The 23,179-nt window shown below is 63.0% G+C and carries 23 protein-coding genes; 11 read left to right on the top strand and 12 right to left on the bottom strand.

Annotated elements, in window-relative coordinates; genetic code table 11:
• Nucleotides 1-86 precede the first annotated feature (86 nt).
• Nucleotides 87-782 (bottom strand): AIM24 family protein, encoded by a 696-nt coding sequence (locus tag B0E50_RS17050; protein WP_077442493.1) that lies wholly within the window; start codon nucleotides 780-782, stop codon nucleotides 87-89.
• A gap of 285 nt (nucleotides 783-1,067) precedes the next feature.
• Nucleotides 1,068-2,108 (bottom strand): hypothetical protein, encoded by a 1,041-nt coding sequence (locus B0E50_RS17055; RefSeq protein ID WP_139350910.1) that lies wholly within the window; start codon nucleotides 2,106-2,108, stop codon nucleotides 1,068-1,070.
• A gap of 96 nt (nucleotides 2,109-2,204) precedes the next feature.
• Here B0E50_RS17055 and B0E50_RS17060 point away from each other — a divergent pair, with 96 nt between their 5' ends.
• Together B0E50_RS17060 and B0E50_RS17065 are read left to right on the top strand one after the other, a co-directional pair.
• Complete coding sequence (locus B0E50_RS17060; RefSeq protein ID WP_168170904.1) at nucleotides 2,205-2,750, top strand: ECF-type sigma factor; 546 nt, start codon at nucleotides 2,205-2,207, stop codon at nucleotides 2,748-2,750.
• A 73-nt stretch (nucleotides 2,751-2,823) separates the two neighbouring features.
• Entirely contained in the window at nucleotides 2,824-5,553 is a 2,730-nt protein-coding gene (locus tag B0E50_RS17065; RefSeq protein WP_168170905.1) for a serine/threonine-protein kinase, read from the top strand.
• Nucleotides 5,554-5,626: 73 nt separating this feature from the next.
• Here B0E50_RS17065 and B0E50_RS17070 read toward each other — a convergent pair whose 3' ends face one another.
• Entirely contained in the window at nucleotides 5,627-6,265 is a 639-nt protein-coding gene (locus tag B0E50_RS17070; RefSeq protein WP_077442497.1) for a response regulator transcription factor, read from the bottom strand.
• Nucleotides 6,262-7,428, bottom strand: a complete 1,167-nt coding sequence (locus B0E50_RS17075) for a histidine kinase (RefSeq protein WP_077442498.1) — start codon at nucleotides 7,426-7,428, stop codon at nucleotides 6,262-6,264. Before B0E50_RS17075 ends, B0E50_RS17070 begins: the two co-directional genes overlap by 4 nt.
• 148 nt (nucleotides 7,429-7,576) lie before the next feature.
• Between B0E50_RS17075 and B0E50_RS17080 the strand changes: the two genes are divergently transcribed.
• From B0E50_RS17080 to B0E50_RS17090, 3 genes are all read left to right on the top strand, one after another.
• Nucleotides 7,577-8,065 carry a hypothetical protein gene (locus B0E50_RS17080; protein WP_077442499.1) on the top strand — a complete coding sequence of 163 codons (489 nt, stop codon included), beginning with the start codon at nucleotides 7,577-7,579 and terminating at the stop codon, nucleotides 8,063-8,065.
• A 174-nt stretch (nucleotides 8,066-8,239) separates the two neighbouring features.
• Nucleotides 8,240-8,494: a hypothetical protein gene (locus B0E50_RS17085; protein WP_077442500.1), complete on the top strand. Its 255-nt coding sequence runs from the start codon at nucleotides 8,240-8,242 to the stop codon at nucleotides 8,492-8,494.
• A gap of 54 nt (nucleotides 8,495-8,548) precedes the next feature.
• Nucleotides 8,549-9,364, top strand: a complete 816-nt coding sequence (locus tag B0E50_RS17090; RefSeq protein ID WP_077442501.1) for an arginase family protein — start codon at nucleotides 8,549-8,551, stop codon at nucleotides 9,362-9,364.
• A 77-nt stretch (nucleotides 9,365-9,441) separates the two neighbouring features.
• On the opposite strand, the gene B0E50_RS18060 is transcribed toward B0E50_RS17090, so the two are convergent.
• The 3 genes from B0E50_RS18060 to B0E50_RS18065 all read right to left on the bottom strand — a co-directional run bounded on the left by B0E50_RS18060 (nucleotide 9,442) and on the right by B0E50_RS18065 (nucleotide 11,853).
• The gene (locus B0E50_RS18060; RefSeq protein ID WP_139350912.1) at nucleotides 9,442-10,050 is read right to left on the bottom strand and encodes a hypothetical protein; all 609 of its coding nucleotides are present in this window, start codon (nucleotides 10,048-10,050) and stop codon (nucleotides 9,442-9,444) included.
• A 190-nt stretch (nucleotides 10,051-10,240) separates the two neighbouring features.
• Nucleotides 10,241-11,200 (bottom strand): hypothetical protein, encoded by a 960-nt coding sequence (locus B0E50_RS17100; protein ID WP_254427325.1) that lies wholly within the window; start codon nucleotides 11,198-11,200, stop codon nucleotides 10,241-10,243.
• 239 nt (nucleotides 11,201-11,439) lie between these two features.
• On the bottom strand, nucleotides 11,440-11,853 hold the full coding sequence (locus B0E50_RS18065) for an IS3 family transposase (RefSeq protein ID WP_168170906.1): 414 nt from the start codon (nucleotides 11,851-11,853) through the stop codon (nucleotides 11,440-11,442).
• Between B0E50_RS18065 and B0E50_RS17110 the strand changes: the two genes are divergently transcribed.
• A complete protein-coding gene (locus tag B0E50_RS17110; RefSeq protein WP_168170907.1) occupies nucleotides 11,852-13,156 on the top strand; it encodes a hypothetical protein in 1,305 nt (434 codons plus the stop codon). The genes B0E50_RS18065 and B0E50_RS17110 overlap by 2 nt on opposite strands.
• 41 nt (nucleotides 13,157-13,197) lie before the next feature.
• On the opposite strand, the gene B0E50_RS17115 is transcribed toward B0E50_RS17110, so the two are convergent.
• Nucleotides 13,198-13,857: a thiol:disulfide interchange protein DsbA/DsbL gene (locus B0E50_RS17115; RefSeq protein ID WP_077442505.1), complete on the bottom strand. Its 660-nt coding sequence runs from the start codon at nucleotides 13,855-13,857 to the stop codon at nucleotides 13,198-13,200.
• 238 nt (nucleotides 13,858-14,095) lie between these two features.
• The gene (locus B0E50_RS17120; protein ID WP_077442506.1) at nucleotides 14,096-14,851 is read right to left on the bottom strand and encodes a M90 family metallopeptidase; all 756 of its coding nucleotides are present in this window, start codon (nucleotides 14,849-14,851) and stop codon (nucleotides 14,096-14,098) included.
• Between the two features lie 97 nt (nucleotides 14,852-14,948).
• On the opposite strand from B0E50_RS17120, the gene B0E50_RS17125 reads away from it, so the two are divergent.
• Nucleotides 14,949-15,419, top strand: a complete 471-nt coding sequence (locus tag B0E50_RS17125; protein WP_254427326.1) for a metalloregulator ArsR/SmtB family transcription factor — start codon at nucleotides 14,949-14,951, stop codon at nucleotides 15,417-15,419.
• Nucleotides 15,416-16,552: an SRPBCC domain-containing protein gene (locus tag B0E50_RS17130; RefSeq protein WP_077442508.1), complete on the top strand. Its 1,137-nt coding sequence runs from the start codon at nucleotides 15,416-15,418 to the stop codon at nucleotides 16,550-16,552. Before B0E50_RS17125 ends, B0E50_RS17130 begins: the two co-directional genes overlap by 4 nt.
• Nucleotides 16,553-16,671: 119 nt before the next feature.
• On the opposite strand, the gene B0E50_RS17135 is transcribed toward B0E50_RS17130, so the two are convergent.
• Entirely contained in the window at nucleotides 16,672-17,697 is a 1,026-nt protein-coding gene (locus B0E50_RS17135) for a 2-dehydropantoate 2-reductase (RefSeq protein WP_077442674.1), read from the bottom strand.
• A 136-nt stretch (nucleotides 17,698-17,833) separates the two neighbouring features.
• Here B0E50_RS17135 and B0E50_RS17140 point away from each other — a divergent pair, with 136 nt between their 5' ends.
• Complete coding sequence (locus B0E50_RS17140) at nucleotides 17,834-18,535, top strand: histidine phosphatase family protein (protein ID WP_077442509.1); 702 nt, start codon at nucleotides 17,834-17,836, stop codon at nucleotides 18,533-18,535.
• A gap of 209 nt (nucleotides 18,536-18,744) precedes the next feature.
• Here B0E50_RS17140 and B0E50_RS18070 read toward each other — a convergent pair whose 3' ends face one another.
• The gene (locus B0E50_RS18070; RefSeq protein ID WP_217343305.1) at nucleotides 18,745-18,978 is read right to left on the bottom strand and encodes a hypothetical protein; all 234 of its coding nucleotides are present in this window, start codon (nucleotides 18,976-18,978) and stop codon (nucleotides 18,745-18,747) included.
• A 272-nt stretch (nucleotides 18,979-19,250) separates the two neighbouring features.
• Between B0E50_RS18070 and B0E50_RS17145 the strand changes: the two genes are divergently transcribed.
• Together B0E50_RS17145 and B0E50_RS17150 are read left to right on the top strand one after the other, a co-directional pair.
• Entirely contained in the window at nucleotides 19,251-19,745 is a 495-nt protein-coding gene (locus B0E50_RS17145; RefSeq protein WP_077442510.1) for a hypothetical protein, read from the top strand.
• Between the two features lie 168 nt (nucleotides 19,746-19,913).
• Nucleotides 19,914-21,017, top strand: coding sequence for a diguanylate cyclase (locus B0E50_RS17150; RefSeq protein ID WP_077442511.1), 1,104 nt, complete (start codon nucleotides 19,914-19,916; stop codon nucleotides 21,015-21,017).
• Nucleotides 21,018-21,171: 154 nt separating this feature from the next.
• On the opposite strand, the gene B0E50_RS17155 is transcribed toward B0E50_RS17150, so the two are convergent.
• Complete coding sequence (locus B0E50_RS17155) at nucleotides 21,172-23,118, bottom strand: CocE/NonD family hydrolase (protein ID WP_077442512.1); 1,947 nt, start codon at nucleotides 23,116-23,118, stop codon at nucleotides 21,172-21,174.
• Between the last annotated feature and the right edge of the window lie 61 nt (nucleotides 23,119-23,179).

Here is a 23,179-nt window from a genome sequence, read left to right on the forward strand (position 1 = left end):
GGACATTTCCGACAGCGTAGGAAGTCGACCCTGGCTCCCGTTTTGTTTCTGCCCGTGCTTTAACTTACGTCTCCCCGGTTTGTGCTTCAGCGTGACTCCGGGTAATGCATGTACATCGATTGGATTCCGACACGACCTGGGCCGGTGAAGCGGTTGAGAATCAGGTTCATGCCGCCGAGCAAGCCGCTGGTGAGGCGGTCGACCGTGGTCTCCATCTGCACCGATGCGTCCTTGTAGAGCCAGCCGCCTGGCTCGATGTCGATCGACTCGCCCGGCGCCAGCACCTTCTCGAAGACGTTGCCATAACCATGCAGCCACAGGATGCCGTCGCCGGCGTGGCTATGGAACTTGTCGATGAAGAAGCCGCTGCCCCCGAACAGCATGTTGGAAAAGCCCTTCACCCGCTCGAAGCTGTAGTCGATGCTGTCGGTGGCAGCCAGGAACTGGTGCTCGCGTACGTGCAGCTCGCGACCTTTCTCCAGATGCATCGGCACGATGTGGCCGGCGCCGTCACGGCTGAAGGCGATCATGCCGGGGCCCCGTGCCTCGGTCACGAAAATTTGCATGCCGGCCATCATCCGCTTCAGCGAGCCACGCATGTTCTTCAGGCTGATCGCCACCCGCCGATGCTTCCACAGCAGGATATGGTGCTCGAAATAGACTGCCGTATCCGCTACGTCGACAGTGAGCACCGGCACCAGTTCTCCATCGATATGGTATGTAACGCCCCCGAAGGTCTCGGCTTGGGCACGGGTGGGCATCAATACGGGAAGTTCTCTCATCTGGGCATCCTTGGCTGAAAGATCGTGTGATGTTGCTGGCCGAGCTTATCTGATCTGTCCGAGTGCCAAAAAGGTGTCAGAAAAAAGTGCCAAGGAAAAAGGTGTCAGGAACAATTTCTGACAGCGGGGCGGCTTCGGGGATGAGGGAAACGACATGGCGCCATGTTGAAAGAGAGAGTACCTGCGCCGACGCCGGGCCGTCTGGACGTCTGATCCAACGAAGCAGGACCTGGTTCTTGGGTTTCTTTGTGAAGGCTCCGCATCCATGCGGAGCCTTCATTGCCATCAGTTATGTCGCGACGTCTCGACGGGAGTCGCGGTGAACCCGTGCTGGTTGCCGGCTGCGTCGTAGTACTCGCCGGCGATCACGCCGAGATTGTTGATCGCGGTTCCGACGGTCGCCACTGCTCCGGGCACGTCGATATTCTGGAATTTTCCGTGCGTTTCGACGAAGCCATGGACGCCCCCGGACGCGTCTTCATAGTTGCCCGTGCTTTGGCCGCGATCATTGATTTCGAGAGTGACCGTGCTGACGGCGTTTGGGACGTCGACCGTGGTGTACTGTCCATTCGCGCTGCGATAGAAGCCATGTTTCTGGGCCGGGTTGGTATCCCAGTAGCCGACGATCTCGCCGTTGTCGTTGATGCCGAGCGGGTAGGTGTCCCGAGCTCCAGTAACGTTGATCGGCGTATCGAATCCTTGGCCCTGGCGCAAGACGCCGTGATAGATGCCGTCGGCATCCCAGTAAACGCCGGCGATGGCGCCGAACATGTTGACCTGGTCCAGGTTTGAGTTGAGGTGGCCCGGAAAGTCGATCGTTGCGAGACGGCCACCCTGGATCAGGAAGCCGTGTTGCTGGCCGGATGCGTCGGCATAACCGCCGAACGTCGCACCGTAATCGTTGGGACCGCCGGCGGCGCTGAAGTAGTCGCCCAGCGCATTGGGGTCGAGCGGTTTGAATTGGCCGTGGCGATAGACCATGGCGTGCGACGTGCCGTTGCCGATGGCGTATTGACCGGCCAGTTCGCCGAAATCGTTGATCCCCCAAAAGATCGTCAATGATGCGCCAGGATAGTCGAGAGTCTGATAGGTGTAGGTCACCGGACCGTCGGCGGCCTTGGAAGCGGCGGTAAACGCGGACGATGTCGCATCGGTAGCCGCATTTGCCGCGGCGATGCCGGTGGAAGCAAGGGCGAGCGCGAAGAGTGTGGCTGCCCTTGTGAGCCGGCCATGTGAAGAGCGATGATTTGACATGACTTCAATCCCTAATTGGATGAGACGGGCGAGGGTGTTCCGATGGCTTGCGGCCGTCCCGAGCGATGCCATCACTCCTTACAGCGCAAAAGGGTCGTCCGCACCGACACGCCCGGGGCGATCGCCGCTGCAACGACACAGCTTTCGCCTGCCCAATGGCCGCCGCGCATGATGGCCGAGCCCCACATCACGGAAGTGCTGGCGCTTGCCGCACGCGGCGACACGCAGGCGATCGACTCGTTGATTCCGAAGATCTATGCAACGCTGCGTCGTCTGGCACGTCGCCAGCGGGCGCATGAAGTGGCGCATACGCTCGAAACGACCGCACTGGTCAACGAGGCTTACCTGAAGCTGGCCACGCAGGGCAATGTCACGTTTGCCGATAGCGCGCACCTGTACGCGTACATGAGCCAGGTGATGCGGCATATCCTGATCGACCACGCCAGGCGCAAGAAGGCACAGAAGCGTCAGGCACCGGAGATGCCGGCAAGCGAGGCGGGTTCGGACATCATCGACGTGCTGGCGATCGACGAGGCGTTGAGCCGGCTCGCGACCCTCGACGCGCGCCTTGCGCGCGTCGCCGAGCTTCGATTGTTTGCTGACCTGTCGAGCCCGGACATTGCGGAGGTTCTCGGCGTCAATGCACGCACGGTCGAGCGCGACTGGCTGAAAGCGCGTACGTTCCTGTCCGCCTGCCTGGTGCCCGATCCTTGAGGCGATGTCGGTAATCGGAACGTCATTGCGCTTTGACTACAGAGACACGCTAGAACGGGAGCATGCACTGTCGATGATCGCCGACTTCGCCCAACGCTGGAACGAGATCGAACCGCTGATCGACCGGTTGTTCGAGGTGCCCGCGGCCGGGCGAGCCGACTGGCTGCGCAGGCATTGTGAGGATCCGACGCTGCGGGCGCTGGTTGCGCAGGCGCTCGACGATGCGCCGGGTATCGAGGCGCTCGAACGCGGCATGGCGCAATGGTTGCCCGAGTTCGCCAGCGACATGCCCGACGCGCTGCCGGCCATCTCGGGTTACCGCGTGCTTCGCTTCGTCGGCGCAGGCGGCATGGCCAGCGTGTTCGAGGCCGAGCGCGAACTGCCGGGCGGCCCGCAGACGGTCGCGCTCAAGCTGTTGCGTATCGACGTTCATGCTGCCGATGAGCGCCGACGCTTCCTGCGCGAACAGCGCATCCTCGCGCGATTGCAGCACCCGCACATCGCCCAGCTGCTCGATGCGGGGTTCTCGCCGGCGGGTACGCCGTTCCTGGCGCTCGAATTCGTCGCCGGTAGCGACATCGTCACCCATTGCACGCAGCGCGGCCTGGCAGTGCGCGAACGCCTGGCCTTGTTCATCGACGTGGCTGCGGCGGTCGAACATGCGCATCGCAGCCTGATCGTGCATCGCGACCTCAAGCCGAGCAACGTGCTGGTCAGCACGGAGGGCTGCGTCAAGCTCGTCGATTTCGGCATTGCGAAGCTCTTGACCGGCGAAGGCGAGCAAACGCATACCCAGGCGCGGCGGATGACCCGCTCCTACGCAGCCCCCGAGCAATTATCCGGCGATGCCGCCACGACCGCGATCGACGTCTACGCGCTCGGCGTGCTGTTGGCCGAACTGCTCTGCGGCGTGCCGCCACGCCGTGTCGACCCGTGCGCCGAGGCGAAAGCGCCCGCATTTGACGATGAGGCGTTGCGCCGGAAACTCGGCATCGATCTCCACGCGATCGTGCTGCAGGCGACACGGCCGGATCCGGTTCGCCGTTATGCGAGCGTCGCGGCGCTGCGCGATGACATCGAACGCTATCTCGATGGCAGGACGCTGCAGGCCCGACCCGATACATTCGCCTATCGCGTCTTCACGCTCGCCAAGCGGCATGCGCTGGCTGTTTCGGTCGGTGCCGCGATCGCCATGGCGCTGGCCGGTGCGACGGCCGTCGGTTTGTACGAGGCGCGCCTTGCGCGCCATGCCGCGCAAACAGCGCATGCACAGGCGTTCGCCGCCAAGGGCGAGGCGCAGCGTGCGGACGCGCTCAAATCGTTCCTCGAAGGCCTGTTCGACAGTGCGTCGCATGGGACGGCGGCGGACGAAACCGCCGTGGAGCTGCTTGCGCAAGGGCGCGAGCGAGCCGATCGCGATTTCGCGATGCAGCCTGCGTTGCGCATCGAAATTCTGGCGCTGCTCGGCGACCTCGAACGCCGCAGCGGCCATCCGGACATGGCGCAGAAGCCGCTTGCGGAGGCCGCGGCGCTGGCGAAGGTGCAGTTCGGCGCGACGGACAGGCGCACGCTGCACGTGGAATACCTGCTGGCGAAGGAAACCGACGAACTCGGTCACTTTCGCGCCGCGATGTTGCGGCTGCAAGGCGCGCTCGAAGCGTTCGAGGCAGGCCCGAATCGCGACTCGCCCGAAGAAGTCCAGGCGCTCGCGTGGCTCGCCGGCCTGGATGAGCGAATCGGTGAATCGGCCAAGGCGATCGATATCGGCCAGCGGTCGGTCGACCTCGCACGCAATGTGTTGCCGGGGGACAGCGATGCGCTGACCGAGGCGGTGACGAATCTCGGTTGGATATTTATGGATGCGGGCTACTCCGGCCGGGCAGCGCCGCTGTTGCGTGAAGCGCTGGCACGCAAGCGCCGCCGCCTTGGCGACCAGCATCCCGATGTTGCCGATGCGATGACGATGCTGGCTTCGGCATTGACCCCCCTTGGCCGATACGGTGAGAGCGAGCAGCTCATGCGCGATGCCATCGCCATTGACGCCAGTACGTATACGCATCCGAATGCCCACATGTCCTGGCATCTCAACGATCTTGCCGTCGTGTTGGTGTTTGAAGGCAAAGTAGACGAAGCAAGTGCGTTCTATGCGAAGGCGATCGCGGTCGATCGGGCGCTTGCGCCGGAAGCTGCCTTAAGCGAAGCGGTGAGCCTCGGCAATCTGGCGCAGCTCCATTTCATGCAGGGCGCTTACGCAGAGGCCGAGGAGGGTTTTCGCGATGCGATCAATCGCAAGCAGCACCTTCTTGGCGCGGATTATGGCGACAATGGCCGCAGTCATGACCGCGCCAACCTGGCCGAAGTCCTTATCGCACGCGGGCATCTGGACGGAGCTCGAACGATCGCCGACGAGGCGCTTGCAGAGGCACGGCTGCGACATCGCGAAGCACACCCGGATACTGCATTCGCACTCACCGTCGAAGCCGAGCTCATGGCAGCGAGTGGCGCCCATGAGCGGGCAGCGGCATTGGCGGCAGAGGCTGTGGCGATGCATGTGGCGCTGGCCGACCAGGGCTCCGACAAGGCGATCAGGGCGCGCCTTTTGCTCGGAGAAATCCTGCAGGGGCTTGGTCGCAGCAGCGAAGCCGAGCCGCAATTCGCAAGCGCCCTCGCAGCGGCCGAGACGATCTCGCCGAAGGCAACCGCACTCGCTGCGCGCATCAAGGCCGACCTTGCGTGCGCGACGGGTCGCTGCACGAACGCGCTGTCACAGGTCGGCTTTGCGCAGAGGCTGCCATGGCAATGACCGAGCCTCGGGCGTTTCACCGCAAGAGGTATTCCTGACTCTGGATGATGGCTTCGAGTATCGCCGAGTCTGATCAGACGAGCTTTCGTTCCAGTGCCCGGAGCACCGCACGGGTGCGGTCGCTCACGCCGAGCTTCGACAGAATGTTGGAGACGTGGTTGCGCACCGTGCCTTCGCTGAGACGCAGCGCTTCGGCGATCTCGCCGTTGGAGATGCCGCTGGTCATCAGCTTCAGGACCTCGCGCTCGCGCGGCGTGAGCGCGTCGGGCGTCTCGAACGCGTCATCGCGCCACGCGCCGGTGCGGGCAGCGTCCAGGCCCTCCGTCAGCGGGGCGAACAGATACGCACCGCCGCCAGCGACCGTGCGGATCGCCTCCACGAGGGTCTCGGCGGTGACGGCCTTGAGCAGGAAGCCGCGCGCACCAGCACGCACGCCGGCCACCAGGGCCGCATCGTCCTCGAAGGTCGTGAGCAAGAGCGTGGGTGGGAGGATGCCTCGCGCGGCGAGGGTCTCGACGACCTCGACGCCGGTCAGCTTCGGCATGCGCACATCCAGTAGCAGGACGTCCGGCCGATCGGCAGCGACGACGTCGACCGCAGCCTCGCCGTCGGCAGCCTCGGTACAGACGACAATGCCTTCGAACAGGGTGAGCAGGGCTTTGAGGCCACTGCGGATCAGCGCCTGGTCATCGGCGATGCAGACGCGGATCACGGGTGCGCGCCCACGGGTGGAATCGCGCCGCTGACCTGGAAGCCTTCGCCGCTGTGGCTGAACACCGCCAGCCAGCCGCCCAGGGCCTCGAACCGTTCGCGCATGCCGGCGAGGCCCTGGCCCTCGGCAACCTCTGCGTCTGCTCCGACGCCATCGTCCTTCGCCGTCAGCCGGACCTCCCCGTTGGCAGCCTGCGCGAGTTCTATCCTGAGCTGACGTGCGCCTGCGTGGCGCCGGGTATTGGTGATCAGCTCCTGCACACATCGCAAAAGGGCATCCGCCCGAGGCGCATCCAGCGCACCAAGCGCTTCGGGCAGCACGAGCCGAACATCGAGGTCGGTCGCTCCTTCGGCCAACGCCAGCAGGGTCGCCTGCAAATCCACGGGCTGGACACGCACCTGCCTCACGACCTTGCGGACTTCGGCCAACAGCTCGCCGGCGATTTCGCGCGCCTGGCCGAGGTGGGACGCCGACTGGCCCTCTGCCAGCCGCGCGGCCACATCGAGGTGCACGTGCAAGCTGGTTAGGTGATGGCCCAGCACGTCGTGCAGATCGCGCGAAATGCGCAGCCGCTCGCCCATGCGGGCGCTCTCGGTCAGCAGGGCTTGGGCAGCGGTCAGCTCGGCATTTGCGCGGGCCAGGCGCTCGTGCGCCGCGGCCTCGCTGCGGGCAAGGTGGGCGGCGCTGATGGCGAACAGCTGGAAGGCGCAACTGGAGACCAGGATCACCGCCGACATGCCCTGTCCGCCGACGGCGCACTTCTGGGCGACCAGGGCCGCGGTCAAGACGGCTGCCGCCAGCAGCGCCGTGCGCAGGGAAGCGATCCAGGCCACCTGCCAGGCGATCACGACGATCATGCTCGTCACCAGGAAGCTCGGGTAGAGCCAGACCAGGTATTGCGCGGCGAAGCCCTCGAGGAAGAACAGGGCGGCCTTGCGCGGTGTCAGGCCCGGACTCCTGTCCAGCTCGGCCGCGACACAGGTCGCGACCAGCACGCCGTAGGCGACCGTCCACTGGAGGTCCCAGTGCGGATGGGCAGCGAAGGTTTCCGGTCGCAGCAGGCGGGTCACGAGGGCCAGTCCGCCGGCCGCCGCCAGCATCAGAACGCACGCGGCCTGGACGAGCAGACGGATGCGATCGAGCGATGTGCGCGGCCAGGGCATGGGCCGGACATTAACGCCCCGGCGCCGTCCTGTCCCATGACGCGTGTCATGGGCGACGGGCATGACGGCGTTCACTTATCGGCTAGGGCGGGTCTGCCCAATCCTGATCGCGGCCATCAACCCATGGCCTTCAACCTAGGAGACAACAATGCTTCGCTCATTCCTGCTTCGCCGGACCACCCTCGCCACACTCACCGGCGCCATGATCCTTTGCGCTATCGCCTTCCACGCCCACGCCGCCGACCCGTCCGCCGCGGCGTGCGCCGGGATTGCCACGCCTGACCAGAAACACGATGCCTCGACGATCCAGCGGATCGAGCAGGCTTGGCTGACCGCGGAATACCACGGCCACCGGGAATATCTGGCGTGCCTCCTGGAGCCTGATTACCACACCTCCAGCCGATCCGGCCTCGTCCGCTCGCGGCAGGACGTGATCGATCGCGTCCCGCAGGTCGCCGACGACACGCGCGATGTCCCGAAGCTCGAGACCATCGTCGTGATTCACGGCTATTCCGCGACGGCGCATTCCATCCTCAAGACGACGGACAAGGCGGGCAATCCGAAGGAGGTGCACTTCGTCGACGGCTACACCTTCCACGATGGCCGCTGGTTCGCCTTCAGCGGCGCGGATCTCTAGTCGCATCGGCGATGCAAGACCGAACCGTGAAAGCCGGGGTCAGAGTGGGTTATTTGAGAAAGTGCACTCTGGTACCCGGTTTTCGACCCGCATTTATTCAGGCGGGTAACGACGATGCACGAGCAGCGCGGGGTCAACCGGGCTATCGTGCCGTCCTGACCACGAAGAAATGCCATGACGAAAAGCTACGCTCCACCTCTGACCGCGAACCCGCACGCGCCGCTTTACCGCGTCGACAAAGCGATCAAGGCAGCCCAGCAACGGCTGGGTGTCGCCATCGACGCGAAGCGGCATCACACCAGCCAGAATCTGGCCCACGAAGTGATCAAGGAGGCTCGCGAAGGACTCAAGAAGTCCGAACAGTTGCGTGTTCTCAAGATCAAGGAACTCGCGCAGAAGGCGGCGGAGGCCGAGGCGGCTGGAAAATAGATGGAACGGGCTCCGCTTTGATTTGCTGATCCGACGTTCCTTAGGAGCGAAATCGTGCAGGCTGTCGATCATCCATTCGATCTGGTGCTGTCCTATTCGCAGTGGCAAGGCTCAGGACGCCCGGAAAACCTGCGTCGGGGTGCGCAGGCCGCAGCCGATGTCTGCAGCAACTTCGGGCCACTCGAGTGTGTCCCGGAGGCTGGCGAGGGTGAGGCCAGCGGCGGTATCCGGCGCTGGACAGCGATCGCCGAGCAGTTCCGTTCGGCCCAGGCGATCCTCGATGCGAGGCAGCCCAGGCGCATCCTGACCGCTGGCGGGGATTGCGCCTGCGATATTGCCGTCATCGACTACCTGCATCGACGATATCCGGACCTGACCGTGATCTGGGTGGACGCGCATCTCGACGCGAACACGGTGAACACGACGCCCAGCGGCAATTTCCACGGCATGCCGGTGGCCGCGATCCTGGGTTCCGCTCCGGTCGAACTGCAGGCGTTGCTTTCGACACCGCTGCCACCGACACAATTCCGTTATGTCTCGGCACATGTTGGCGATGAGGGCGATTGGGCGTTCCAGCGAGCCCATGACCTGAGGTGGCTGGAACCCGGACAACGCATCGCCGAACGGGTCGTTTCCGGGCCCATCCACGTTCATTTCGATCTGGACGCGCTCGATCCTGTCGAATTTCCGCACGTGGCCTATCCCGATGGCAGGCTGCCGTTCGATGTCGGACTTGCCTTGGTGCGTAGCGTTGCCGCCGATCTGGTCGGTCTGACGATCACCGAGTTTGCGCCTTCGGACGAAAGCGCCGCGCAGCACGGCAGTGGCTTTCTCGAACGGCTATGCAAGGCTGCCGCAACAAGGCAGTGATCAGGTTCACTGGTAGCTGTTCGACGAGCTGACCAAATGAGGAAAGGTGCCTGGGTCGATTTCTGACAACGGATGGGCTACTGCGATGACTTCACGCCGCCTGCAGAGCTGCTGGAAGCCGGCGCACTGACTGGAGCGCTGGCAGGAGCCGGGGCGCTGGCAGCTGTCGCACTCTTGTGCGACTTCTTGTGGCTTGGTGAAGTCGTTTTTGCTCTGGCCGCTTTGCTTGCTTGCTTGTTGGCCTTGGCGGTTTCCTTGGCCGCCTCACGGGCCTGCTTGGCGGACTGCTGCTGGGCCTTTGTGGTTTCCTTGGCTGCCTTGCTGGCCGCCTTGTCAGCGGCCTTGGAGGTCGTTGTTGCCCGTGCCGCTTTTGCTTTTTGCTTGTTGGCCTTGGCCGCTTCCCTGGTCGCCTTGTCGGCCGCTTTGCTGGCGGCCCTGGATGTCGCTTTTGCTCTTGCCGCTTTTGCCGCCTTGGCTTTTTGCTTGTTGGCCTTGGCGGCTTCCTTCGCGGCCTCCCTGGTCTCCTTGCTGGCCGCTTTGTTGGCGTGCTTGGGGCTGGCATACGACGCCGTGGCCGGCGCGGTGGCGGTAGCCGGGTTGGACTGAGCTTGCTGGGCCAGCACCGGGCCGGAAAGAGCCACACCCGCGACGAACAGGGCAGCGATCGCAAGTTTACAAATCATCATTGACGAGCCTCGAGTCTTTGGGATGCCACGGACCCGGCATGACCCTGCAAACACGAGCAGGATGGCCCATCAACAATGCATGGGCATCGGCATACAGAGACTGAACAAGACGTGTCGGCGACGATTTCTGACAATAGGCTGCCGGGCTAGAAGAACGGGGAGATCCAACCGGGTCAGGTTTCGACCGGGCTCAGTGCAAACCCGCACTTGAGGAAGCCGCTGGCGCCGACGACTCGGCCGCTGCGCGCTGGGGCGTATCGACCGGACACCATGTCTTGAGGCGCTTGCCTGCACGGAACAGGTCGATGCATTCGCGCATCTCGGCTTTGAAGGCGAGATCGGGCGTGTTGATCGGGCAGCCGTCCGACAGCGGCTTGTCTGCCTTGTACTCGGCGATGCAGCTCGATAGTGACGGCGGCTTGGCCGGATTCGGATCGTCGGCCAGCGGCGCCGGTGGCAGGTTGAGGCGCTCGTCGCGGTCCTTGGGCGACGGCGGTATGGGAGGCGCGCTGCACAGCGGGTTGGACAACGTACTTTTCTTGGTGGGATCGCACATGCTTTTGGCCATCGCCTTGAGCGCATCGCCTATATGGCGACCCACCGCACCGCCGGCCGTCTCGTTCGGCGGCGGGAAATATTTTTCGAAGCGGGTGGCCTTGTACTGCATCCGGTTGCTGTCGTGCTGCATGATCTGACGATCGTCCGCGGGCTTGGCCGGTGTGGCCTTGGCGCTTGTTGCCGCATAGGTCTCCGTGGCGGGTGCCAGCCGCAAACTGGCGGCAGACGGCGTGGCCACGGAGGCTGCCGGCGCCGGTGTCGCTTCATGATCCTGCATGACCATCGCGTCACGGCGTGACTTCTCGTGCGTCACGGGGCGAACGGGTGGCACGACCTGTTGCGGCGGCACCAGCTTGGGCAGCGTGAGTGGCGCAGGTGGCTGTGCGACGTGCGGCGTGCTGGTCTGATCCAGCAGACGCACGACGAGCACCGGATTGCTATCGACAGGCACCGCCGCCAGATGCGATGGCTTGAGCTGCATCTCGTACCACAGCGCCAGCGCGAACAGCGCGTGCAGTACCAGGACCAAAGCCAGCGCGAGCGCCTGCGCCTGGCGCGTCAGCGGCGGCTGTTGCCAGCGCCTTTGACCCAAGGTCTCGCGTGTTTCGCTATCGAGTAATGCCAGACCGCGTGCACGATCCTTCTCTGGATGTAGGACTTGCCCGGGACGTTCGATGACACTGCCTCATTCAAGCCAAGTACCCACACGAAACCTGCGCATACCGTCAGCGCGTGTTGCGGCCAACCCCAGTAGACAGGTTCTTTCGTTCAGGGTTCCCCGGATCGGAAACTGGTACGAAGTGAGCTAGCTGCCATTCCTGGACAGTGGAATCAGGCAACGCAGTTTAGACGCTCGAAGGCCACTTGCGAGCAAGTGCCAGGAGAGCTGTACAGATGTTGCCGGTTTTGGAACACCCCGATGTAGTCGAACACTTTGCTCTGGATCTCATCGCGTGTCTTGAAACACGCGTGATGTGTCAGCTCCTGCGTGAGTGAAATACCGGGCCCACCAGCCACCATGGCAGCAGGTTTGCCCGATGTCTGCATCAGACGAACCGCTTCGCGCTTGAACCCGGCGATCAATCTGGTCGCGTTTGTGCTTACAGTAGGGGCCTGAATTCCGGATGGCGACTGACCACGCCGACGCGACATGTCAACCGTCACGAGAAAGCGCACGTGACCTCGTGCCCTGTCTGCACCGCTCACGCCCGACCCACCAATCAAGAGAACGACGGATCGACCCATGAAATGTTTTCGCAGTGGGCTCCCACTTGTCCTTGCTGCCTTCGCAGTATTTGCCCCGGGCGCATACGGCCACGCAGCAAAGCCGGAGGTCATGGCCGGGCACATCGCAAAACGTGATGCTGATGGTCGCCTGCTTCCCTGGATTTCATGGCGCACAGCTCTCGACCGCGAAATGCGCTTTTACGAAAGTGCGCCCAGCGTTCATGGCTATCCGGTTTTTGTCACGACCACGTTTCTCGATGGCGACTGGAAGCCGACCGAGCGCAACGATACGATTCCGGCCACGCAGAATGGCATGGGCATCATTTCGTACTTGAAGTACTACGAATTCAGCGGCAAGCAGAATCCGAGGACTCTGGCGACCGCTCGCTTGATGGGCGATTACCTGCTCAAGAAAAGTCTTACGCCCGACTCCGGGAAATACCCGCGCTTCCCGCATTCGACGGGGCGCCGTGACCAGTTCCCCCAGCCGACGAACAGTGGATCGCAGTCCGATCATCCCTACGAAATCGAACCGGACAAGGGCGGCATTTCCGGCTACGCCCTGGTGCTGCTCTCCGATGCCACGAAGGATCCAAAGTACTTCGCACAGGCACTGCACAACGCCCGCGTGCTGATGACCAATCAGCAAGTCGGTGACGCCACGCATTCGCCGTGGCCCTTCCGTGCCGACCATCGCACCGGCGCCCCGCGCGGCCCCATCTCCAGCGACATGACGTATGTCCTGCGCCTCTACGATGCGCTGCTTGCACGCGGCTACACGGAATTCAAGCCGTCCCGCACCGCACTTTGGCAGTGGATCAAGACGCAGCAAATTCCCAGCGCCAAAACGGATGGCGCGCGCTTCGTACAGTTTTTTGAAGATCACGACACACCGACCAACCGCAATGCCTGGGCGCCGCTGAATCTGGCGCGTTACCTGCTGGAAAAACGCGATGCGATCGATCCGGAATGGCGCGCAGACGCGTCAACCCTGATTGAATTCGTGCGCAGGGATTTCACCCACGGGGAATTCGGAGTGACGGTGTGTCACGAGCAGGACGAAGACCACGATGCCTGGGGCGGCATCAATTCGACCTATGGTGCCGTGCTCGCCATGTATGCCAAGGCGACACAGTCTGCTTCACTTGCCAGGGAAGCGCGCGAAGCGCTGAACTTCACGGAATACGCCATCGATGAACAAGGGCGCCCACGCGACCTCATCAAGAACGCGGCGCCAGGCGGCTGGCAGGAAGACGCACACACCGATGTCATCCATAACTACATGGACGCACTTGCTGTTTATCCGGAGTGGGGAAACTGAGCCGAAAGGGGGCGGGTTGAGCTGGCCCCTTTTGGCTCTGATCAATGACGTGTCTTGGCCTGTTGGTCGACCAGGTCGTCCAGGACCTTGAGCATCAACGGGATCGCGGCATCTTCCTCGTGCACCGGCATGCGCGAGCCGGCCTGGGTAGGCGAGGTGACATATTTGCCGTCGACTACGATTGTTGGCCAGGAACTGATCTGGTAGCTCGACATCATCTGGAGCGAGTGTTGCACCTTGGTCTGCACCGGGAACGAGTTGTAGATCTGGGTAAATTTGTTGCGATCCATGCCGGATTTGACCATGAAGTCGATCACGTCGGCATCGGTGTTCAGGTGCACGTGCTGCACGTGCATGGCATAGAACACCTTGGATTGGTATTCCTCGGCTTTACCCATGGCGTCGAGCGTGTAATAGAGGCGCTGCTGCGGCATCGGCTCGCCGTTGGAGGAGACGTGCACGCGCTTGAACACGATCCTGTTGGCGTTCGCCTTGGCCCATTCCGTCAGGGGACGGTCGAGCGCATAGCAGTGCGGGCAGTAGTAGGCGAAGAATTCAATGACCTCCACCTTCTTGCCCGGCTCGGTGGGCTGGGGCGGTGAGAGCAGGGTGTAGTCCTGTCCCTGGACTGAAGCCGTATAACCAGGGACGGTGAAACAGAGCAGGGTCAAGATTGCCAGCAGAAGTCGGACGATTCGCATGGCTAATCCTTGCAATAAATGGAGACAGGGATTTGGTATAGGAAAGATGTGGTTCGATTGTAAATCAGTGTGAGCCGGGGCTGCGGATGGCGCGAAAAACCCGCTGCATTTCCCGCGTCGGCCGAAAACTTGGTGATTGTCGATCAAGGGTGGACATGTGGGAACGAAGGAAATTGAATCGAATCAATTGTCTCTGGCCCTCTTGCGGTTGTAGATATTCATTCCTGAACACGAGTGCTCAGAACGGGTGTTGCCGGTAAAACTGCTCGAGTTGCCGATAGACGTCCGGCAAATGCTGGCGCAAGTTTGCCGGCGCCTCGAAAAATTGCTCGCTGACCACCGCAAAGAACTCGGCCGGGCTTTCGAGAGCATACGGGTCGATCGGCAACTCCGCCCCGTTGCGTCGCTCATCCTGCAGGCGATCCCACGCACTCGAGAAGACCCGTGACCACACGCGGCGATCCATGCGCCGGTGCAATGGCGGAAAACCGTTGGCATCACCGTTGAGCATATCGAGCTTGTGCGCCATCTCGTGAATGACCACGTTGTGCCCCGGTTTCTTGCCGCCATTCAGCACCTCCGTCCACGACAGGATGACCGGCCCACGCCCCCATGCCTCGCCGGCCATCACGGTATGGGTCTGGTGCACCACCCCCGCCGCATCGATTTTTTGGCGCTGTGGAACGAATGCATCCGGATACACGATGATGCTGTGCCAACCGTCGTACCAATCCATGCCCAGTTTCAGGATGGGCAGGCAGGCATGGGCCGCGAGCAGAACGCGGTCGGCGTCGTCCAGCTGCAACCCCTTGGTTGGCTCTAGCGACTTGCTTTCCAGGAACAGCGTAGCCAGCACGCGCAACGTGGCCTGGTCGGAAGCGCCCAGCCGACGCGCCGCGGGACAGCGCTGCAACGCGTCTTGCCAGAGTGGTTCGGCGATCGGGTGTCGGGCGACGGTGCGCTGCACGCGCCAGTTTCTGATTTTGTTGAACATCGCTACAAGTTGGAGGGAGTCGTAGCGAAAGCAAGGGCCGCAGTGACACTCTCCGGGCGCGGCGGCCGAGGGTCTGGTCGCAGCCATCAGTTCGGTCATGGAAATTACGAAGAACAACGTGCCTTCACCACGTCGCGATGCGGAGATGCTTGACTATCGATTAACCATGTGGTTAATTGAGTGCATGGCAAATACCGACGATCTGCTGTCAATCACCTTCGCTGCGCTGGCCGATCCCACGCGACGCGCCATCCTGACTCGCCTGGCCAGGGGCGAGGCCACGGTAGGGGAGTTGGGTGAACCGTTCGACATGTCCGCACCAGCCATCTCCAAGCACCTGCGGGTGCTGGAAGGCGCGGGGTTGATCGCACGGGAAGTGGATGCTCGCTGGCGTATTTGCCGTCTCCGGGCCAAACCCATGCACGATGCGCACGATTGGCTGGAGGCGTATCGCCGCCATTGGGAAGGCAACCTGGATCGACTGGTCGAATTTGTTGAGCGAACCCATCGCGCCGAGGCAAGGAAATCCGCCAGAGGCGCACCGCGTGCACCGAGGAAAAAGCCATGAGCACCCAAGCCGCAACCTTCGAACTGGAAATGACCCGCTTTATCCGCGCACCGCGCGAGAAGGTCTTCGAGGCCTTCACCGACGAGGCCGCCATGGCCGCCTGGCATTGCCCGCGCGGTCTCCATGTTGGCGAAGTCAGTGCCGACGCGCGTGTCGGCGGCCGCTATCGCATCACCATGGTGACAAGGGATGGCACCGTGCACGGAACGAGCGGCATCTATCAGGTGATCGAGCGCCCCTCGTTCCTCGCCTACACCTGGACATGGGATGGCGAAGGCGATGTGGCGGCGCGTACCACGCTGATCGAAATCACGCTGACCGAGAAGGACAGCGGCACGCAACTCCACATGCGCCATACCGGATTCCCCGATGCAGCGGTGCGCGACGACCACAACCAGGGTTGGACCTCGGTCTTCAATCGGCTGGTGGATTACATCGATCCCGATGGCACGGCAGGCAACGTGGTGGTGGTGGGCAGCCCGATCAGCCCCTACATCCGCGCTGTGCGCATCGCGCTGGCGGAGAAGGGCGTGGCGTACACGTTGAAGCCGGTGGCGCCGCACAAGCCCGACATCGACGCCATCCATCCGTTCGGTCGCATTCCCGCGATGTACGACGGCCCGCTGCAGTTCTACGAAACGCGGGCCATCCTGCGTTACATCGACGAAGCCTTCGACGGACCGAGCCTGATGCCCGCGAGTGGCGTCACTTCCCGCGCCCGCGCCGAACAGTGGTACAGCGCGATGGACGACTATGGGTATGACGCCATCGTCAGGCGCTGCGCATTGCAATACATGTTTCCGTCAGGAGAGGGCGGCCAACTGAACCGCACGATCATCGACGCCGCGCTTCCCGATATCGATCGCGTGCTGGCCACGCTCGACGCGGGCTACGGCAAGCGCGACTTCCTGGTGGGCAACGCGCCATGCATCGCCGACTACCTCGCGGCGCCCTTGCTGTACACATTGTCGAAGATGCCGGAAGGCCCGGCGCTGCTGGCCAAATATCCCAACGTGCAGCGTGCGCAGGCGGTGATGCAGACGCGGCCCAGCTTCATTTCCGCCGAGCCGGATCTTGCAGGGAAGAGCGAAGCATCCAACGTGGCGCCGCTGCGCAAGGCGAGTGCAGCGTAGTAGCGAAGGAGGCAGCCAAGCAACGCCGGTCGCGACGTTGCTTGGCCGTTGATGGTCGAAGGTCACTGCGCCCGGCAACCGGAATATCAATTCCCAAACGGGCGTAAAGGGACTGCTCTCTACTGCGAGCGACGCTGTACCGATTCGATTTCCTTCAGCAGGGCGTCTGCGGGCCACGAGGGGCGTTCGACACTTTGTTCGGCCGCATGCACCAGCGCACACAGCCGTGCATTCACCGGCGCATGCCGCCCGAGCCTGTCGGCCAGGCGCAACACTTCGCCATTGATCCAGTCGACTTCGGTCGCACGTCCAGCGGCCAGATCGTCCGACATGGACGAGCGTGCCAGCGGGTCGATGGCAAGCATCCGTTTGCCCAGTCGCTCGAACAGGAAATCGGGAACGCGCAGCAGACGAGGTATCCAGACAGCCGGCAATGGCGTCAGCTTTGCCGGATGCACGTCCGACTCCCGAAGCAGGGCGAGTGCCTCGGCTTGCGCCAGGGCAAGGCAACGCCGATAGGCCCGCTGGGAGAGCTGCTCTTTCAGCGGCATGTTCGACAGTGCATTGATGGCGTTGTTGAGATTGAACAGCAGCTTCGCCCACTGCACCGGCAGCATGTCGGCATGCTGGATCAAGGGCAAGCCTGCGTTGCCGAAGTCAGCGAGAAAGGGTTGCAACTCGGCAGCTGCCTGTACCTCCAGCTGTCCTGCCGAGCCTTGATGAAAAGCGCCCGGCCCGCGCATGACGACGTTGAACGGCACCATGCCCGCCAGCACCACGTGCTGCGGCAGGGCTGTGCGAAGCGCATCGGCATTGCCCATGCCATTCTGGAAGCTGATCACGATGGCACCTGGCTTGAGCGCCTGCGCCATTTCCGCTGCGGCGATCGGCGTGGCGGCGGACTTCACCGTCACGAGTACCAGGTCGGCGGTGGCAACAGCATCGGCATGCTCGTGGAAGTCCACCCGCTGCGGCAGCACCGACCAGCGTTCATTGCGATAAGTCGTAAGCTCCAGGCCATGCTGGCGCAACACGGTACCCATGCCCGCGCGCCCGACGAATCGAACCTCGCTGCCTGCCGCCAGCAATCGGCCGCCGATGTGACAACCAATGGAGCCGGCACCGTATATGCAGATCTTCGCCACGTGGCCCATGCCCCGAGATGTGTTCTGGTTTGACCATCTGCCACGATTCTAGACGTGGAGCTACCTTCAGGGCGATCTCGCGCAGAGCCGGTATCCGTGAGAAGCCCGGTTGCCGCTGTTGCGCGATACTGTAGCCATGAACCGATTGCTGCTGCCCCTGTGCTGCCTGCTTCTGATCGCCCCTGCCTGCAGTGCCGATACACAGGCACCTGCGGCGCGAACCATCGTGCTGGTGCGGCACGGCTACTACGTGCCGGATCCGGCTTTGGGTGACCAACCCGGACCACACCTGGCGCCGATCGGCGTGGCCCAAGCGCAACTGGTGGGCGCACGTCTGGCCGGCCTGCCGACGCGTTTTGACGCGATGTATGTGAGCCCGGTGCAACGTGCGCGCGACACGGCGGCGATCATCGCCGGCGATTTTCCCGGGCGTCATTTCGAGGTGGTCAACGATCTCGCCGAATGCACGCCGCCCACCCGGCGCGCTGACATCATGGCCCACGAAAAGCCGAAGGACCTGGTGGCCTGCACGGCCCAGCTCGACCGGGTATTCACCCACTATTTCAAACCTGCCACGGGGCACGAACGCACCGAACTGTTCGTATGCCACGGGGATGTCATCCGCTACCTGGTCACGCGCGCGCTGGGCGTGGATACCAAGGCATGGCTGGAAATGTCGGTGGGCAATGCCAGCATCACCAAGATCCGCATCGAGGCCAACGGCAGCTTCAAGGTCATCAGTGTCGGCGATGTCGGGCATCTGCCACCGAGCATGCTCACGGGAGCCACCGGTGACAGCGAACATAGCCTGGCAATCCCGCCATTGCCTGTTCAATGATGGCCTGCTGTGAGAGCTGGCATCACCGTAATCGGGTCAGGGTTCCGTCTCGCTCTGCCCCCTTTCTCACCGTTGCGTCTTGCCGGCCACGAGCAAAGCCACGCACGATAGCGCGATGATATGAGGCACAGCCTTATGAGGCACAGCCTGTTCGTCGATCACGACGAGCCGCATTACCCCAGGCTTTGGGTAACTCGGCTCAACGCGTCTCACGAGTTGCCGCGGCTTCTCGGCTTGATGTAGCGCAGTTGCCCCAGGATGAGTTCACGCTGTTCTCGCCGCTTGAGTTCCTGCGCTGCGAGCAGCATTTGCCGTTTTGTCATGCGCACAGGTATTTGGCCCGATGGTTCCTTCGCCTGTCGATGGACGATATGGGCGATGAAACCCGGCCATGCGCGGACATGCCATAACGATTGGGTGCGGGATACGTCTTGAGTGTTCACGGCGAAGACCTCAATCACGGATCAAGAACTGCCAGAGAGCCCGACTTTTACCAACGGGGCAGTCAGGCTGCACCTTCGACCGTTAGTCGCGTGTGATATCCGGGATATGGATTCCGAAATGCAAAGGGCAGGGCCTGTTTCCAACCTTGTCAGTCAGGCAGCAGGCTCGAAACGAGCTGGCCTCTTGGTTGCTGCACGCCGACCTCGATTGACGCTAGGCTTTGCCGGGGCGGTCAGCCAGGAGTCCGGTTAGTCAACAAGGAGAGTCAGCTGTGGAGCCGTTTCCGTTCTTCAATCGCTATTTCTGGGCGATTGCCATCGGTTTTTCGCTGATCAACTATGTGATCGGCCGTCGTCGAATCCTTGCTGCAAGTGGCCTTGACGAGATCAAGCAGAGCGAGGCGCTGGGTCTGTTTGGACGGTTGTACCTGCTTTCGGATGTGCCATGGCTGGTCATGGGCTGGGGTGTGCTGTTCGGCGGTGTGCCGTCGGTATTCAGCTTTTTTCGTCCGCAGGACCACAACCCTTATGTGACTTGCTGGTATGGCAGCCTGTTGCTGCTGGCTGTCGCCAATGCCCTCTGGATCATGCTGGCCGATGGTGCACGCAGGGTGCGGGAGCTTCAGCAGCTTGGTGTGTTTGGCTCGCGGCAAAAGAACTCCGCCACGCCTGAGTGGGCCATCAAACTGCTGGCGGTGCTCGGCCCGGTATTCGTGCTGATCTGGATTTACTGGATACAGTTCGTCACTGCCCACGCGCCTCATTAGCACGCCGTCGTCCGAGCCAAAGGGAGTGGTGAAGGGGCTCCTTTACGGGCTGGTTTCCTGTGGCTGACACGAAGAACGGCGCGGCGGCCCCTGACCGGCTGCCCTTTTGACCCCTTGGCCCCGCGACCCGTCGTAGACTCGGCCGAACGCCCAGGTCGACTGGCAGGCATGACGCATTCCACGGCAAGTGACGAGTATGCGCAGGAGCAGCACTCTCTCTGGAGTGAGCGTGATGCGTCGGACCGGCGCGCGATGATCACCGAGATCCTCGCGCAGGTGTCGATGGAGGCGTTGCAGGGCGATACGCTCGAGGCGATGCTGCAGCGGATAGTCGATTGTGTGGCACGGAGGCTGCCGGTGGCCATTGCCAGCATCATCCTGCTCAACGACGAGGGCACGCATTTCGTGCAGGAGGTCTGGTCGGGCATCGAGCTTGACCTGCCCGGTGAATTGCCATGGCCGGTGACGATCGGTGCTTCCGGCCGTTGCGTGCGCAGCGGTGAGCCTCAGTTGATCGTCGACGTGGAAGCGGATGCGGATTACGTGCCCGGCAATTGCCGGGTGAAATCCGAGTACCTGGTGCCGATCCGGCATCGCGCGCATCTGCATGGTGTGCTCAATCTCGAAAGCACCTCCGCGGATTTCTTCACGCCAGAAGTGTGTGCGATGTTCGATGCCGTCGCGCTGCAGATCGCCGGCGCCGTCCACCTCGCGCGCGTGGTTCGCGAACTGGAGCTGGCCAACCGCAAGCTGGAGCAGCTATCGATGAGCGACGGTCTCACCGGCATTGCCAATCGTCGCAGCTTCGACCAGCGACTTGCCGAGGAGTGGCAGCGGCATGCGAAGGAGGGAGGGTTTCTCGCATTGCTGCTGATCGATGTCGATTGCTTCAAGGCGCTCAACGATGCCTGCGGCCATGTGTTCGGCGACGAATGCCTGCGTGTATTGGCGCGCTTGTGTGCCGAGATCGTCCAGGGTACGCAGGCACATGTCTCGCGCTACGGCGGCGAGGAGTTTGTGCTGTTGCTGCCGGGCTGCAACCTGGCCGACGCGAAACGGCTTGGCCTGGATCTTTGTCGTCGCATCGACGCCCTGGCCCTCAACCATCCCGCGTCGATCGTGGCAGACCATGTCACGGTTAGCATCGGCGTCAGCGCTGCACGCCCGGATCCGCGACAGCCACCGGAATCCCTGATCGTGGTTGCTGACCGTGCGCTCTACGAAGCCAAGGCCAAGGGCCGCAATGGTGTTGTTGCGTTGCCTTGCGCGTAATCCTGAGCCGGCTCGAATGACGAAGGCAGCCCTGGCTGCCTTCGTACTGGAACTGATGCCGCGGATCAGGCAGCGATCTGTGGCTGCTTGCTGGCCACGATGTCGTCGCCACACATATCGCGCCACAGCCGATACATTGCCCCGAACATCGTCATCAGTCGTCCCCGGTCGCGACCGCCACTACAGGCAGCAGCACCGCGCTGCGCCCTTCAGCACCATGCTCGATCGTCACCGTCGCCTTTTTGTAGTCAGACGGTTTGGCGAACAGGATGTTGGGCACCCAGGTCTGCGGGTTGCGGTCGTAGAGCGGGAACAGGCTCGACTGGATCTGCACCATGATCCGGTGGCCGGGCTTGAACTCGTAGTTCACCGTGGGCAGGCGGAACTTGTATTCCTGCACCTGGTTCGCCGGGATCGGCGATGGGTCGGCGAAGCTCTTGCGATAGCGCCCGCGGAAGATGTCGAGCGAGACCGGCAGCTCGTAGCCGCCCATGGTGGGGTCGGTCGGATCGGTGCCGGGATAGACGTCGATCAGCTTGACCACGAAGTCGCCGTCCGTGCCGGTGGTGCTGGCGAAGAGGTCGGCGATCGGTGCGCCTTCGAGCCGCACGCTTTTGCTTAGCACCGGCGTGGTGTAGGTCAGCACGTCGGCCCGGTCCACCACGAAGCGCTGGTCGTTGACCAGCCAGGTGCGCCAGCGGTCCTCGTTCTGGGTCGGGATCGGGCGTGGCAGGTAGGGCACGGGCTTGGCCGGGTCGGCGACGTAGCTGTCGCCGCCGCCGTTCGGCTGCTCGAAGCCGAGGCCCATATCGGCCTGCAGGTAGAGCGGGGTGAGCTGCTGCTTGCTTGCCACCTTCCAGTCGGCGAAGCCGTCCCAGTGCTGCTCGACCGGGTTGTAGATCATCGCCTCGGGCAGCGGCTTGGGCAGCGGCGTGCCGCGCAGGTAGTGGTTGAACCACGGGATCATCACGTTCTGGCGAAATTGCGCGGTGGTGTTGCCCGGCCACTTGAGCGGTCCCATGTTCCAGCCGTCACGGTTGATCTGGCTGTGCCACCAGGGGCCCATCACGAGGTGATTGTTGGCGCCGTGTCCGGCCTTCTTGAGCGCTTCCCAGGCATGCACGGCGCCGTAGATGTCTTCCTGATCCCACAGGCCTTGCAGCCACATCGTGGGCACGTCGGAGGTATGCGCGACGAGCAGCTTGTCCAGCGCCTGGAGCTGCCAGAAGGCGTCGTAGGCGGGGTGTGCCGAGAAGCGGTTCCACCAGGGCAGCTGCCTGAAGCCGTTGGCCTCGGCATAGGCGCCGGCCGAACCTGCGTCGAGGAAGTTGGTGTAGTCGTCGTAGTTCTCGCGCGGGATGCCCTCGCCTTCACCCTTCTTGCTCGTCTGGCCGCTGAAGTAGTCGAGGTTCACCTGGCGCAGGGCGCCGTAGTGGTACCAGTCGTCACCCATCCAGCCGTCGATCATCGGGCTTTCCGGCGCCGCGACCTTCAGCGCGGGGTGCGGGTGGAGCAGGGCCATGGCGACCGTCCAGCCGTCGTAGGACGAACCGATCATGCCGACGTTGCCGTTCGATTCCTTGATGTTCTTCACCAGCCAGTCGATGGTGTCCCAGGCATCGGTGGTGTCGTCGGTCTGGGTCGGGTTGAGCGGCCCCATCGGCGGGCGCGTCATGATGTACTGGCCTTCCGAACCGTATTTGCCGCGGACGTCCTGCCAGACCAGGATGGTGCTGCCGTCGGCCCAGTCCTTGTCGCCCGACCATACTGCGTCGGCCATGTGCGGGCTGTTGTCAGGCATGAAGGTGTCGGTGTTGTAAGGCGTGCGCTCGAGCAGCATCGGCAGGCTCTGCGCATTCTTCGGGATCAGCAGCACGGTGTGCAGCTTCACGCCGTCGCGCATCGGGATCATGACCTCGCGCTTGACGTAGTCGAAGTTGCCCTGCGGTTGCTTCCAGTTGGCCGGAATGTCCGACGCGGTCTGGATCATGTCGGGCGTGACCTTCGAGGCGGCGGAGCCTGGAGCGGGTGTCGCGAGCGAGGCGACTGGGAGGAGGCAGGCGAGCGAAACCAGCGCCGAGGCCAGGGCGGCATTTTTCATGTGCAGAGGGTCCTCTTGGGGGCATCAGCAACCCTTGATGGCTGCGGTTCGCCACTATGGG

Source organism: Rhodanobacter sp. C01, assembly GCF_002001045.1.
In the GTDB taxonomy this organism is placed as follows: Bacteria; Pseudomonadota; Gammaproteobacteria; order Xanthomonadales; family Rhodanobacteraceae; genus Rhodanobacter.